We start from the raw sequence: 13830 nt of genomic DNA, 5'->3' as shown, positions 1-13830 counted from the left end.
GCGATCACTTTATCGGAAATGCCTAATTAGGCCGGAAATGCCTCACCGTGGGCGGGCAGCGCAAAGACAGGCGCCCCGAGCCTTCCGGCCCGGGGCGCCCTCACCGTCGTATCGCCTACGAATGCGACCGCAGCAACGTCCGCATCGTCCGCATCGCCACCGACAGGTTGGCCAGGTCGAACGAGTCCGAGCTCTGGATCTCGTCCAGAGTCGTCCGCGCCCGGCCCAGGAGCGCCGCGTTCTTCTCCTGCCACGCCTTGAAGCGCTGCTCGGGAGTGGAGGTGCCGTTGCCGACGGCCAGGACCTCCGCCGTCAGCGCCGCGTGGGCGGCGTACAGGTCCTCGCGGATCGAGGCGCGGGCCATGGACTGCCAGCGGTCGGCGCGGGGCAGCTCGATGATGCGGTCCATGAGCTGGGTGATGTGCAGCCGGTCGGCGAGGTCGTAGTAGACCTCGGCGACGTCCAGCGGCTCCCGGCCCATGCGGTCGGCCACCGAGACGATGTCGAGCGCCGGGAAGGCGGAGGAGAACCCTGCCACGCGGGTGGCCACCTCGTCCGGCACGCCGGCGCCCGTCAGCTCGTCGTAGATCTTCTGCCACCACTCCAGGTCCGCGCCGCGCATCAGCTTCGGCAGCTGCGACCACACCTGCTCGACGCGCTCGGCGAAGAAGTCGACGGTCTCGGCGAGCTGGAGCGGCTGCGGCCGGTTGTTGAGCAGCCAGCGCGTGCCGCGCTCCACCAGTCGGCGCGAGTGCAGACGGATGCGGGTCTGGACGTCGGCGTCGACCTTGTTGTCGAGCGCCTCGACCCCGTCCCACACCTCGGCGGAGCGGAAGATCGCACGGGCCGCCGTCTGCGCCCGGACGATCTCCTCCAGGGAGGCGCCGGTCTCCTCGCGCAGCCGGTGCAGATACGTCGTACCACCCGTGTTGACCGTGTCGTTGACCAGGACGGTCGTGGTGATCTCACGGCGCAGCGGGTGGCCGTCGACACGCTCGGCGAACTGCTCGCGCAGCGCCGTCGGGAAGTAGCAGTGCAGCAGACCGCGCAGGTAGGGGTCGTCCGGCAGCGAGGTGTGCAGCAGCTCCTCGGCGACCGTGATCTTCGTGTACGCCAGCAGGACGGCCGTCTCCGGACCGGTCAGGCCCTGGCCCTGGCCCAGGCGCTCGCGGATCTGACGGTCGGTGGGCAGGAACTCCAGGGCCCGGTCGAGGTGGCCCTCGCGCACCAGGTGGCGGATGAAGCGCTGCTGGGCGTGGAGCATGTCCTTGGACTGGGCCAGCGCGTTGGCGATCGCCGTGTTCTGCGCGTAATTGTTGCGCAGGACCAGGCTGCCGACCTCGTCGGTCATCTCGGCGAGCAGCTTGTTGCGCTGCTTGACGGTCATGTCGCCGTCCGTGACCAGGCCGTTGAGCAGGATCTTGATGTTCACCTCGTGGTCGGAGGTGTCCACGCCCGCGCTGTTGTCGATGGCGTCCGTGTTCATGCGGCCGCCGCGCAGCGCGAACTCGATCCGGCCGAGCTGGGTGAGCCCCAGGTTGCCGCCCTCGCCGACGACCTTGACCCGCAGGTCCCCGCCGTCGACGCGGATCGGGTCGTTGGCCTTGTCGCCGACGTCGGCGTGCGTCTCACCGGACGCCTTGACGTACGTACCGATGCCGCCGTTCCACAGCAGGTCCACCGGCGCCTTGAGGATGGCCTTCATCAGGTCGGCCGGCGTCATCTTGGCGACGCGCTCCTCGATGCCGAGGACCTCGCGGATGTGCGCGTTGACGGGGATCGACTTCGCCGTACGGGGGAACACTCCGCCACCGGGCGACAGCAGCTCGGTGTTGTAGTCGGCCCAGCTGGAGCGGGGCAGGTCGAACAGGCGGCGGCGCTCGGCGTAGGAGGTGGCCGCGACCGGGTGCGGGTCGATGAAGATGTGCCGGTGGTCGAAGGCGGCGACCAGGCGGATGTGCTCGGAGAGCAGCATGCCGTTGCCGAACACGTCACCGGACATGTCGCCGATGCCGACCACCGTGAAGTCCTCGGCCTGCGTGTTCACCCCCAGCTCCTGGAAGTGCCGCTTGACGGACTCCCAGGCGCCGCGGGCGGTGATGCCCATGCCCTTGTGGTCGTAACCGGCCGAGCCGCCGGAGGCGAAGGCGTCCCCGAGCCAGAAGTTGTACGACTCGGCGACCTCGTTGGCGATGTCCGAGAACGTCGCCGTGCCCTTGTCTGCCGCGACCACCAGGTAGGTGTCGTCCTCGTCGTGCCGGACGACGTCCGCCGGCGGGACGACCTCGCCGGCCACCATGTTGTCGGTGATGTCGAGCAGTGCCGAGATGAACATCTTGTAGCTGGCGATGCCCTCGGCCAGCCAGGCGTCCCGGTCGGCGCTCGGGTCCGGCAGCTGCTTGGCGACGAAGCCGCCCTTGGCGCCGACGGGCACGATGACGGTGTTCTTCACCATCTGCGCCTTCACCAGGCCGAGGATCTCGGTCCGGAAGTCCTCACGCCGGTCGGACCAGCGCAGACCACCGCGCGCGACCTTCCCGAACCTGAGGTGCACGCCCTCGACACGCGGCGAGTACACCCAGATCTCAAACGCCGGGCGCGGGGCCGGCAGGTCCGGGATGGCCTGCGGGTCGAACTTCATCGAGACGTACGCGTGCGGCTTGCCGCGCGCCGCCTCCTGGAAGAAGTTCGTGCGCAGCGTCGCCTTGATGACGGTGAGGAAGGACCGCAGGATCCTGTCCTCGTCGAGGCTCGCCACCTGGTCGAGGGCGGCGTCCAGCTCCTCCAGGAGCGCGTCGACGATCTCCATCCCGGCGCGCTGGCGCTCCGGGGACATCCGCGCCTCGAAGAGGGAGACCAGGAGGCGGGTGGTGTGGACGTTGGTGCGGAGGGTGTCCTCCATGTAGTCCTGGCTGAACGTCGAACCGGCCTGCCGCAGGTACTTCGCGTACGCCCGCAGGACCATCGCCTGCCGCCAGGTCAGCCCGGCGCCCAGCACGAGGGCGTTGAAGCCGTCGTTCTCCGCCTTGCCGGTCCAGGTGGCGGCGAAGGCCTCCTGGAACCGCTCACGGCCGTCGTCACCGAGGTAGTCGCCGTTTCCGCCGGCCAGCGCCCTGGGGATGCGCAGGCCGAAGTCGTAGATCCAGGCGACGCTCCGGTCCGAGCAGCGCAGCTCGTACGGCCGCTCGTCCACCACCTCGACGCCGAGCCGGCTGAGGACCGGCAGCACGGCGGAGAGGGAGACCGATTCGCCTCTGCGGTAGATCTTGAAGCGGCGTTCGTCGGGCCCGGCGCCGACCGGTTCGTACAGGCTGAGGGCGAAGTCGTTGCCCTCCTCCTCGCTGAGCCGTTCCAGGTTGCACAGGTCGGCGACGGCCGCACGCGGGGAGTGGTCCGCCTTGTAGCCCTCGGGGAAGGCGTTGCTGTAGCTGCGCAGCAGCTCGGCGGCGCGCTCCTCGCCGAGTTCGGCGTTCAGCGCGTCCGAGAACCCATCGGTCCAGGAGCGGGCGGCCTCGACGAGCCGTGCCTCGATGCGCTCCTTGTCGGAGTCGCTGAGCTCCGGCAGCTCGGTGCCCTGCGGGACGCGGACGACGAAGTGCAGCCGGGAGAGGATCGACTCGGTGTTCCAGGCGGTGAAGTCGACACTGATGCCGCCGAGCTCCTCCTTCAGGATGTCGATGATCCGCAGCCGGACGCCGGTGGTGTAGCGGTCGCGGGGGAGGTACACGAGGGCGGAGTAGTAGCGCCCGTACTCGTCCTGGCGGAGGTAGAGCCGCAGGCGCCGGCGCTCCTGGAGGTAGAGCACCGAGGTGACGATGGACTGCAGTTCGTCGACCGGGGTCTGGAACAGCTCGTCGCGCGGGTACGTCTCCAGGATCTGGAGCAGGTCGCGTCCGTCGTGGCTGTGGGGCGAGAAGCCGGCGCGCTCCAGGACCTCGTCGACCTTGCGCCGGATCACCGGGACCCGGCGGACGGACTCGGTGTAGGCGGCGGAGGAGAACAGGCCGAGGAAGCGACGCTCACCGACGACGTTGCCGTCCGCGTCGAACTTCTTGACGCCGATGTAGTCCAGGTACGACGGCCGGTGCACGGTGGACCGGCTGTTCGCCTTGGTCAGCACGAGCAGCTTGTGCTCGCGGGCCTTGGCGCGGGCGTCGGCCGGCAGCCGCTCGAAGGACGGGCTGACCGGGTGGCTCTCCTCGCCGGAGTGGTGCGGGTCGGAGCGCAGGATGCCGAGGCCGGTGCCGGGCACGGCGGCGAGGGAGTCGTCGTCGCGCAGCTGGTACTCGCGGTAGCCGAGGAAGGTGAAGTGGTCGGCGGCCAGCCAGCGCAGCAGCTCGCGGGCCTCCTCGATCTCCAGTTCGCGCAGGTCGGAGGCGACGGGCTCGGTGGGCAGCTCGTCGGCCATGCGCAGCGCCGCGTCCCGCATCTTGTCCCAGTCCTCGACGGCCTCACGGGCGTCGGACAGGACGCGCAGCAGGTCGGCGGTGATCTGCTTCAGGTCGCCGCGGTCGGTCTCCCGGTCGATCTCGACGTGGATCCAGGACTCGGTGTGCGCGTCGTGCGGGAGGTCCTCGGTGCGGGGGGCGGTGAGCACCTCGATGAGCCTGCCGGTGACGTCACGGCGGACGACGATCTGCGGGTGGATGACGACGTGGATGCCGCGGCCCTGGCGGGTCAGCTCGTTCGTCACGGAGTCCACGAGGAACGGCATGTCGTCGGTGACGACCTCGACGACGGAGTGGCTGCACGTCCAGCCGTTCTCCTCGACGGTCGGGGTGTGGACCCGGACGTTGGCGGTGCCCTGCGGGCGGTTCTCGGCCAGCCGGTAGTGCGAGAAAGCGGCTCCGAAGATGTCGACCGGGTCGCGGTCGCCCAGGTCCTCCGGGGCGGTGTGCAGGTAGTAGCGCTGGAGGAACGCGAGCACGGTCTCCCGGTCCGGGGTGCCCTCGCCCGTCGTCCCGGTGGGTAGGTGCCCCCCGACCGGGCTGTTCTCAGCGACCCGAGCAGCCCTCTCCAGCAACTCGGCCTTGGCTTCGTCCAGCTTGGTCTGCATTGTCCTCTGGCTCCTGTCGCGCGCCGTTGCGTGACGTAGAAGGAAGTACGGTCTCCGCCCTTCCGACGCAACGCCTCGACGCGGGGTGTCCGGTCTGCTTCGACGCTATGCCGCAAGGGGAGATGAGCGGGGGGTTATCAGCCATTCTCGACCCGCTTGAAGGGTGTGACGCTGCTCTCGGCGCCATCCGCTCCATGGGTGTGTACGGCGTCCTGGAGGCTCTCGAGGCCCCGTCCCGCCCGCGCCGATCAGCGACCGCCGCCCGGTCACGGAGATGGTCCGTGCTCACCGGGCGCGGGGCAGGGGCAACCGCGCCCCCGCGAGCTATCGCGCTGATCACGCCACCAAGGCTATCGCTCCTCACCGGGGGCCCGTCATGAGCCGTATGTGTACAAATCCAGGGGTGGAAGTTTGACGTTCTGCACAGGGACGAGGGCCGTGTCCGCGTGCAGAGGGTGGAAAGACTCGACGCCGGCCCGCGCGCCGGGGCACCCTGAAAGTGACCGGGCCTCTTGGCAGGGTCGCCCCCGAGAGGCACGTTGCCAGGAAGCCACGGTCCTGAGGGGAGTTCACCGACATGACAGCGAAAATCCTCATCGTCACCGGCGACGCGGCGGAATCCCTGGAAGTCCTGTACCCCTACCAGCGCCTCCGCGAAGAGGGCTACGAGGTCCACATCGCAGCCCCCACCCGCAAGAAGCTCCAGTTCGTCGTCCACGACTTCGAGCCCGGCTTCGACACCTACACCGAGAAACCCGGCTACACCTGGCCCGCCGACCTCGCCTTCTCCGAGGTGGACCCCGGTCAGTACGTGGCCGTCGTCGTCCCCGGGGGCCGCGCCCCCGAGTACCTCCGCAACGATCCCGAGCTCCGCAAGATCCTCAAGTCCTTCTTCGACTCGGACAAACCGGTCGCCCAGATCTGCCACGGCCCCCTCCTCACCGCCGCGATCGACAGCCTCAGCGGGCGCCGCGTCACGGCGTACCCCGCGCTCGAACTCGACATGCAGACCGCCGGTGCCACCTTCCAGGACGCGGAGGCGGTCGTCGACGGCACCCTCGTCTCGTCCCGCGCCTGGCCGGACCACCCCGGCTGGATGCGTGAGTTCTTGAAGGTGCTGCGGGCGAAGGCTCCGGTGAGCTGACACGGCGCCTCACGCCGCCAGCCGCTCGGCCTCCGCCACCGCTTCCTCGAGCGTGTCCACGACGGGGACGCCCACCTGCTCCAGGCTCGCCCGGTTGTGCGAGCCCCCGGTGTACAGCACGGCCCGCGCCCCCACGTGAAGTGCGGCGACCGCGTCGTCGGCGGCGTCCCCGATCACCACCGTGCGTCTCGCCTCGATCCCCGTGAGGGACCCGAGGTGGCGCACCATGTGCTCCGCCTTGCTGCCCCCGGAGGGCCCGGTGCGCCCGTCGACGCGTATGAAGTGCTGCTCGATCCCGAACCCCCGCACCAACGGGACGAGCTCGTCGTGCACGTACATGCTGAGGATCGACTGGCTCCGGCCGGACGACCGCCACCCGGTCAGCAGCTCCACCGCGCCCGTGGTGAGCGCACACGCCACCCGGTGCTCGGCGTAGTAGCGGTGGAACGTCCCGTCCATGAGCTCCCACTCGACGTCCGTCGGCAGCCGCCCGATCAGCCGCTCGTAGAACTTCGGCACCGGTACGCAGTACAGCGCCCGGTACTGCTCCATCGTGATGGGCTCGATGCCCAGCTCGGCGAACGCCGCGTTCGTGGCGCCGATGATCGCCTCGTTGTCGTGGAACAGCGTTCCGTTCCAGTCCCAGACAATGTGCGCAGCTTCGTGCTTCCCCATGCCAAAAACGTACCCGCCGCCACTGACAATCAAGAGGACGGAACGTCACGGGACGGATGCGAGGTGCGACACCCGGGGTTCAACGGGGCGCACCCCGGGGCTCGACGGGGCACAGCGGTGCACGACCGAGGGGTTCAGTCCCCCAGTCCCACCAGGTTCTGGATCTCCTGCGTCGCGTACCAGAGCAGCTCGTGGTCCTCGGCTCCGTCCACGACGAACTGCGCGTCGTCGTCACCACCGTCCGCCGCCTGAAGCGCCTGCGCCGCCGCGGCCACGTCCGCCTCCGCGTCCCCCGCGTCCACGTGCACGGCCGCCGCCTTCGCCAGCGACACGGCCCCGTCGACCCGCACCTCGCCGAGCGCGGCCGGGTCGAGCGCCCGGTCGGGGTCGGACGCGGCCGCGCGGTCGGGGACGTCGACGGCGACCACGACGCGCCGCCTGGCCGCCTCCGGATCCGCCGCGAGCAGCCGCAGAGAGGCCAGGGCGGCCCGGTTCAGTGCCGCGTACTCCAGTTCCTCCAGGTCGTCGGAGACGTACCACTCGCGCAGCGCCGGCGTGACGGCGTACGCGACGAGCGGCCCGACGCCCAGCTCACCCGTCTTGTACGCCTCGGCGAGACCGGGAAGGGTCAGGGGGACGTAGACGCGCATGGCTGCCGCTTTCGTGGTCGAGGGTTCCGCCTTGAGACCCCTGGGAGAGCGGCGGGCGCCCCCCGGAGGGCCTTCAGGATACGTGCGGGCGTCCCCTTTCGAGTCCCTGCCCACACCCCCGCAGGCGTCCACCTCACGCCCCGGAACTCACCCGCCCCACCCCCGCCACCACGGGCTTGTGCCCACCTCGACCACCCTGATAGGTGAACTTCCCGCCCGTCCGCCGCCCGCCCCCGCTTCCTTGCCGCCGCCCCACCCGGCCCCGTACAAGATCCCCACCAGCAAGTTACTGCCCGGTACATCCCGGGCCGGCTGAACGGGATCCCCCATGAACAAGGTCATGACCAGGGCGCAACACCCCACGACCCCCCGACCGCCCGTCCCCCACGACACCCACCGCCCCACCACCTCCCCACCTCGCCCACCGGGCTCAGCCTCACCCCGCACTCCAGACCCCGCCCCGTCCCGCCCACCGGTCTCAGCCTCACCCCGCCCCCTGGGCACCGCCGCAACCCGCACCCCGGGCCCGACCGCAACACCCGCACCGGGCACCACCTCGCCCCGCCCACCGGGCTCCACACCGCCCCGCGGACCGAGCGCCGCCTCGACCCGCGCACCCGCCGCCGCCCCGCCCCGCACTCCGGGCGGTGGCAGGACCCGCACGGCACCTGGCGGTGGTCGCCCAGGGCCCTCGAAGGCGGCCGGTCGCGCACGTACGCGCCCCGCGGACACCCGCCCGGCGTCCGGCCCGGGTCGCGGCGCAACGACCGCCGGAAGGGCCGTGAGCGCCGCGGGGGCCATCGCCGTCACCGCCACCGACGCCGAGCCGCGCGTCCCCGCTCAGGCCCCGCGTCGGCCGGCCGCCCGACTCCGCCCCACCGACGTCTTCGCCGACCGCCTCCTCGCGGTCCTCAGCGGCCAGCGCCCCGTCCACTTCATGCTGGGCCTCACCGCAGGCCGCGCCTACGACGAACTGGCCTGGCTCGCCGAAAGCGGCCCCCTGCGCACCATCCGAGGCTCCCGCCCCGTCATCCGCGACATCGGCTACGAGAGCCCCCGCCCCGGCGCCATCGAGGCCTTCGCCCGCATCGGCGCCGGTGACCGGCTGCGCGCCATGGCCTTCCGCCTGGAACTGGGCCGGGACCGACGCTGGCGCTGCACGGCGGTCGAGCTCGGCGGTCCGCGCAGCCCGCACCCGGACGACGACTGACGCCGAAGGGCCGGGCCACCCGCGGGTGGCCCGGCCCTTCAGCTACGGCCCAGCGGCCGCACCGTCACTTCTTGCGGCGACGCCCGGCCTTGGCCTGCTTGCGCCGCTCCGCGCGCGTGAGGCCGTCGGCCTCCGAACGCACCGGCTCCTCGTCGTCTTCGAAGTCACCCTCGACGACACCACCCTCACCGTCCACGGTCGGCGCGGAGAAGTGCAGGTCCCGCCGCTGCGGGGCGTCGAGCCCCTTCGCACGGATCTCGGGACGGGAACCCGCCTGCGCCGGAACCGCGTCCTTCGGCCCCTCGGCCGACGGCTTGGCGTCCTCGACCGGGACCTCCTCGACCTGCTGCTCGACCTGGACCTCCAGGTTGAACAAATAGCCGACGGACTCCTCCTTGATGCCGTCCATCATCGCGGAGAACATGTCGAAGCCCTCACGCTGGTACTCGACCAGCGGGTCCTTCTGCGCCATCGCGCGCAGGCCGATGCCCTCCTGGAGGTAGTCCATCTCGTAGAGGTGCTCGCGCCACTTGCGGTCGAGGACCGACAGCACGACCCGGCGCTCCAGCTCCCGCATGATCTCGGAGCCGAGCTGCGTCTCACGCCCCTCGTACTGCTCGCGGATGTCGTCCTTGATGGACTCGCCGATGAACTCCGCGGTCAGCCCGGCCCGGTCGCCGGCAGCCTCCTCCAGCTCCTCGACGGTGACCCTCACCGGGTAGAGCTGCTTGAAGGCGCCCCACAGCCGGTCCAGGTCCCACTCCTCGGCGAAGCCCTCGGCGGTCTCCGCGCCGACGTAGGCGTCGATCGTGTCGTCCATGAAGTGGTGAACCTGCTCCTGCAGGTCCTCGCCCTCAAGGACACGGCGCCGCTCGCCGTAGATGACCTCGCGCTGACGGTTGAGGACCTCGTCGTACTTCAGGACGTTCTTACGGGTCTCGAAGTTCTGCTGCTCGACCTGCGACTGGGCGGACGCGATCGCGCGCGTGACCATCTTGTTCTCGATCGGCACGTCGTCCGGGACGTTCGCCATCGACATCACGCGCTCGACCATCTGCGCCTTGAACAGACGCATCAGGTCGTCACCGAGGGACAGGTAGAAGCGGGACTCGCCGGGGTCGCCCTGACGGCCGGAACGACCGCGCAGCTGGTTGTCGATACGGCGCGACTCGTGCCGCTCGGTACCGAGGACGTAGAGCCCGCCGAGCTCCTTGACCTCCTCGAACTCCGCCTTGACCGCACGCTCGGCCTTCTCCAGCGCGGCGGGCAGGGCGTGCGCCCACTCCTCGATGTGCTCCTCGGGGTCGAGGCCGCGCTGACGCAGCTCCGCCTCGGCGAGGTCGTCGGGGTTGCCGCCGAGCTTGATGTCCGTACCACGGCCGGCCATGTTGGTGGCCACGGTCACGGCGCCCTTGCGGCCGGCCTGGGCGACGATCGTCGCCTCGCGCTCGTGGTGCTTGGCGTTCAGCACCTCGTGCTGGATGCCGCGCTTGCTGAGCTGCTGCGAGAGGTACTCGGACTTCTCGACCGACGTCGTACCGACGAGGATCGGCTGGCCCTTCTCGTGCTTCTCGGCGATGTCGTCGACAACCGCCTCGAACTTCGCGACCTCGGTGCGGTAGATCAGGTCCGACTGGTCCATGCGGACCATCGGCTTGTTCGTCGGGATCGGGACCACGCCGAGCTTGTAGATCTGGTGGAACTCGGCGGCCTCGGTCATCGCCGTACCGGTCATGCCGGAGAGCTTGCCGTAGAGGCGGAAGAAGTTCTGCAGGGTGATCGTGGCGAGCGTCTGGTTCTCGTCCTTGATGTCCACCCCTTCCTTCGCCTCGATCGCCTGGTGCATGCCCTCGTTGTAGCGGCGGCCGGCGAGGATACGGCCGGTGTGCTCGTCGACGATCATGACTTCGCCGTCGATGACGACGTAGTCCTTGTCCTTCTTGAAGAGCTCCTTGGCCTTGATGGCGTTGTTCAGGTAGCCCACGAGCGGGGTGTTCACCGACTCGTAGAGGTTGTCGATGCCCAGCCAGTCCTCGACCTTGCTGACACCGGCCTCGTGGATGGCGACCGTGCGCTTCTTCTCGTCGACGTCGTAGTCGCCGGTCTCCTCGAGACTCTTGAGGGGGTTGCCCGCCTCACCCTTCTTCAGGCGCGTGACCAGCTTGGCGAAGTCGCCGTACCACTTGGTGGCCTGGTCGGCGGGGCCGGAGATGATCAGCGGTGTACGGGCCTCGTCGACGAGGATGGAGTCGACCTCGTCGACGATGGCGAAGTTGTGGCCGCGCTGGACGAGCTCGTCCTGGGACCACGCCATGTTGTCGCGCAGGTAGTCGAAGCCGAACTCGTTGTTCGTGCCGTAAGTGATGTCGCAGTTGTACTGCTCGCGGCGCTGGGCCGGCGTCATGTTGGCGAGGATGCAGCCGACGGTGAGGCCGAGGAACCTGTGGACGCGGCCCATCATCTCGGAGTCGCGCTCGGCCAGGTAGTCGTTGACCGTGATGAGGTGGACGCCGTCTCCGGAGAGGGCGTTCAGGTACGCGGGCAGCGTGCCGACCAGGGTCTTGCCCTCACCGGTCTTCATCTCGGCCACGTAGCCCATGTGCAGGGCGGCGCCGCCCATCATCTGGACGTCGTAGTGCCGCTGGCCGAGTACGCGCTTGGCGGCCTCGCGGACCGTGGCGAAGGCCTCGGGGAGCAGGTCGTCGAGGCTCTCTCCGTCGGCGTACCGCTGCTTGTACTCATCGGTGAGGGCCCGCAGCTCGGCGTCGGAGAGGTCGACGAAGTCCTCTTCGATGGAGTTGACCTGGTCCGCGATGCGGTGCAGCTTGCGCAGGATCTTGCCTTCGCCTGCACGCATGATCTTCGAGAGGACGGACACGGGGGTTGGTCTCCTTGCCGGTCGGGCCTGGGACGGTCGGTTTCCATTTGACTTACTGAGCAACGGCCATCGTATGCGAGGACCCCACCGCGCCGGGAGGCCCGCACATCCGCTTCAAAGGGCACAACGGTCGGGGCCCGCGGATGGTGCCGCGCACCGTCGACGAATTGCACGAAATGTGATCACGCGCTCACGCAGCGCAAAAAGATGGCGATGTGGCGCACCCCCGAGCAGAATCGGCCGATGGAACCCGTGACGCTCACCACCGACCGTCTCGTCCTGCGCACGGTCGGCCCCCACGACACCGACGCCGTCTACGCCGCCGCCCAGGACCCCGACATCCAGCGGTGGACCACCATTCCCTCCCCCTACCACCGTGAACACGCCGAGAGCTTCACGGAACAACTGGTCCCGGACGGCTGGGCCGACTCCTCGATGTTTACCTTCGGCGTGTTCCTCCCCGAAGGTGAACTGGTGGGCATGCTCAGCCTCACCATGCGCTCCCTGGGCGCCGCCGAGATCGGCTTCTGGGCCGCCAAGGAGCACCGTGGCAACGGCTACATCGCCGAGGCCGCCCTCACCGCCTCCCGGTGGGCCTTCACCCACCTCGCCGTCGACCGTGTCGAATGGCGAGCCGAAGTCGGCAACACCGCCTCCCGCGCGGTGGCCGAACACACCGGCTTCACCATCGAGGGCACCCTCCGCTCCGCCATCAACAACAAGGGCGTCCGCCGAGACTGCTGGGTGGGCTCCCTACTCCCCTCAGACCTGGGCCTCCCATCGACGGCGCCATACCTGCCGGGCCGAAGCTAGGGGACCCCAACCCCGTTGGTCCGCGGGCACCCGACCCCGTGGTCCGCGGGCAGTCGTTCGGCTGAGGCGATGGGGGTCCCCCCGCTCGAGCGAAGCCGAGAGTGGGGGAGGGGGCGCGGGCGGCACCCCGCAAGCGCCGGGCCGCGCGACCCGCCCCCACTCCACTGTCAGACCCACGCCCTATCGTGCGACCCATGACGACCCCGCGCCCCACAACCACCCTCTCGGCAGACGAGGCCCGCCGCATCGCCCTGAGAGCCCAAGGCTTCCTCGGCGCCCCCAACCGCCGCACCGGCGTCCGCGGCGTCCTCCGCCACCTGGGCGCGGTCCAGCTCGACACCATCTCCGTCCTCGCCCGCTCCCACGAACTCATCCCGTACGCCCGCCTCGGCGCAGTGGGCCGCACAACCGTCGAGCACGCCTACTGGAAAGACACCCACGCCTTCGAGTACTGGTCCCACGCCGCCTGCATCCTCCCCATCGAGGAATGGCCCCACTTCGCCTTCCGCCGCCGCGCCTACCGCAACCGCCCGCACTGGAACCACGCCCTCCCCGACGGCACCTACGACCAGGTCATCAAGCAGCTCCGCTCCGAAGGCCCCCTCACCGCCACGGAGTTGGGCGGCGCGAAGAAGACCAGCGAGTGGTGGGACTGGTCGGGCACGAAGGTCGCCGTCGAACGCGCCCTGATGTACGGCGAAGTGGTCTGCGTCGAACGCCGCGGCTGGAAGCGCGTCTACGACCTCGCCGAGCGCGCCGTCCCCGAGGCCCTGCTGCACGACGAAATAGACGACACCGAGTGCCTGCGCCGCCTGGTCCGCCTCGCCGGCCAGTCCCTCGGCGTCGGCACGCGCGCGGACATCGCCGACTACCACCGCCTCAAGGGCGACCAGGTCGACCAGGTGATCGCCGACTCGGGCCTGGTCCCGGTCACGGTCGACGGCTGGGGCAAGCCCGCCTGGGCCGACCCGGCGGCTCTGGAGACACCTCCGCGCGGTCGCCACCGCACCACGCTGCTGTCCCCGTTCGACTCCCTGATCTGGGAACGCGCCCGCACGGAACGCATCTTCGGCTTCACCCACCGCCTGGAGGCCTACGTCCCCAAGCCGAAGCGCGTCCACGGCTACTTCGCGATGCCGGTTCTCGCCGGCGGCCACCTCGTCGGCCGCGTGGACCCGGCCCGCGAGGGCCGCACCCTGGTCGCCAGGCAGATCACCCTGGACGGCCCGAACGCGGTCCCGGCGGTGGCGCAGGCCCTGGTCGAGGCGGCGAGCTGGGTGGACTGCACGGACGTACGCGTGGAACGCGTGGACGCCCCTGAGCTGCGCGAGCCCCTCACCAGGGAACTCGCCCGCCTGCTCGCCTGAGCCCCAACGCCTCGACGCGTCAACGGCTCAACACCTC

At 70.0% G+C, this 13830-nt stretch carries 8 protein-coding genes; 4 read left to right on the top strand and 4 right to left on the bottom strand.

Going from position 1 to position 13830, the window contains the following annotated elements:
• Window positions 1-115: 115 nt before the first annotated feature.
• Window positions 116-5056 carry an NAD-glutamate dehydrogenase gene (locus tag ACFYWX_RS21690; RefSeq protein WP_389425694.1) on the bottom strand — a complete coding sequence of 1647 codons (4941 nt, stop codon included), beginning with the start codon at window positions 5054-5056 and terminating at the stop codon, window positions 116-118.
• A gap of 577 nt (window positions 5057-5633) precedes the next feature.
• Between ACFYWX_RS21690 and ACFYWX_RS21685 the strand changes: the two genes are divergently transcribed.
• Window positions 5634-6200: a DJ-1/PfpI family protein gene (locus ACFYWX_RS21685; protein WP_389425693.1), complete on the top strand. Its 567-nt coding sequence runs from the start codon at window positions 5634-5636 to the stop codon at window positions 6198-6200.
• Between the two features lie 9 nt (window positions 6201-6209).
• On the opposite strand, the gene ACFYWX_RS21680 is transcribed toward ACFYWX_RS21685, so the two are convergent.
• Both ACFYWX_RS21680 and ACFYWX_RS21675 read right to left on the bottom strand, forming a co-directional pair.
• On the bottom strand, window positions 6210-6875 hold the full coding sequence (locus tag ACFYWX_RS21680; protein WP_389425692.1) for an HAD family hydrolase: 666 nt from the start codon (window positions 6873-6875) through the stop codon (window positions 6210-6212).
• A gap of 134 nt (window positions 6876-7009) precedes the next feature.
• On the bottom strand, window positions 7010-7525 hold the full coding sequence (locus ACFYWX_RS21675) for a DUF6912 family protein (protein ID WP_389425691.1): 516 nt from the start codon (window positions 7523-7525) through the stop codon (window positions 7010-7012).
• Between the two features lie 781 nt (window positions 7526-8306).
• Between ACFYWX_RS21675 and ACFYWX_RS21670 the strand changes: the two genes are divergently transcribed.
• Window positions 8307-8735: an Rv3235 family protein gene (locus tag ACFYWX_RS21670; RefSeq protein WP_389425690.1), complete on the top strand. Its 429-nt coding sequence runs from the start codon at window positions 8307-8309 to the stop codon at window positions 8733-8735.
• A gap of 64 nt (window positions 8736-8799) precedes the next feature.
• Here ACFYWX_RS21670 and secA read toward each other — a convergent pair whose 3' ends face one another.
• A complete protein-coding gene (gene secA / locus ACFYWX_RS21665) occupies window positions 8800-11613 on the bottom strand; it encodes a preprotein translocase subunit SecA (protein ID WP_389425689.1) in 2814 nt (937 codons plus the stop codon).
• 243 nt (window positions 11614-11856) lie between these two features.
• Here secA and ACFYWX_RS21660 point away from each other — a divergent pair, with 243 nt between their 5' ends.
• Together ACFYWX_RS21660 and ACFYWX_RS21655 are read left to right on the top strand one after the other, a co-directional pair.
• The gene (locus ACFYWX_RS21660) at window positions 11857-12426 is read left to right on the top strand and encodes a GNAT family N-acetyltransferase (RefSeq protein ID WP_389425688.1); all 570 of its coding nucleotides are present in this window, start codon (window positions 11857-11859) and stop codon (window positions 12424-12426) included.
• Window positions 12427-12620: 194 nt separating this feature from the next.
• On the top strand, window positions 12621-13793 hold the full coding sequence (locus ACFYWX_RS21655; protein ID WP_389425687.1) for a winged helix-turn-helix domain-containing protein: 1173 nt from the start codon (window positions 12621-12623) through the stop codon (window positions 13791-13793).
• Window positions 13794-13830 lie beyond the last annotated feature (37 nt).

It is taken from the genome of Streptomyces sp. NPDC002888, from assembly GCF_042888465.1.
GTDB lineage: Bacteria > Actinomycetota > Actinomycetes > Streptomycetales > Streptomycetaceae > Streptomyces.
Note: the sequence above shows the minus strand (reverse complement) of the source record. Positions and strands in the feature narration are given on the sequence as shown.

Bases quoted from the DNA above. Each gene is read 5' to 3' on its own strand.
- ACFYWX_RS21690 (WP_389425694.1), bottom strand. From the start codon at position 5,056: ATGCAGACCAAGCTGGACGAAGCCAAGGCCGAGTTGCTGGAGAGGGCT.
- ACFYWX_RS21685 (WP_389425693.1), top strand. From the start codon at position 5,634: ATGACAGCGAAAATCCTCATCGTCACCGGCGACGCGGCGGAATCCCTG.
- ACFYWX_RS21680 (WP_389425692.1), bottom strand. From the start codon at position 6,875: ATGGGGAAGCACGAAGCTGCGCACATTGTCTGGGACTGGAACGGAACG.
- ACFYWX_RS21675 (WP_389425691.1), bottom strand. From the start codon at position 7,525: ATGCGCGTCTACGTCCCCCTGACCCTTCCCGGTCTCGCCGAGGCGTAC.
- ACFYWX_RS21660 (WP_389425688.1), top strand. From the start codon at position 11,857: ATGGAACCCGTGACGCTCACCACCGACCGTCTCGTCCTGCGCACGGTC.
- ACFYWX_RS21655 (WP_389425687.1), top strand. From the start codon at position 12,621: ATGACGACCCCGCGCCCCACAACCACCCTCTCGGCAGACGAGGCCCGC.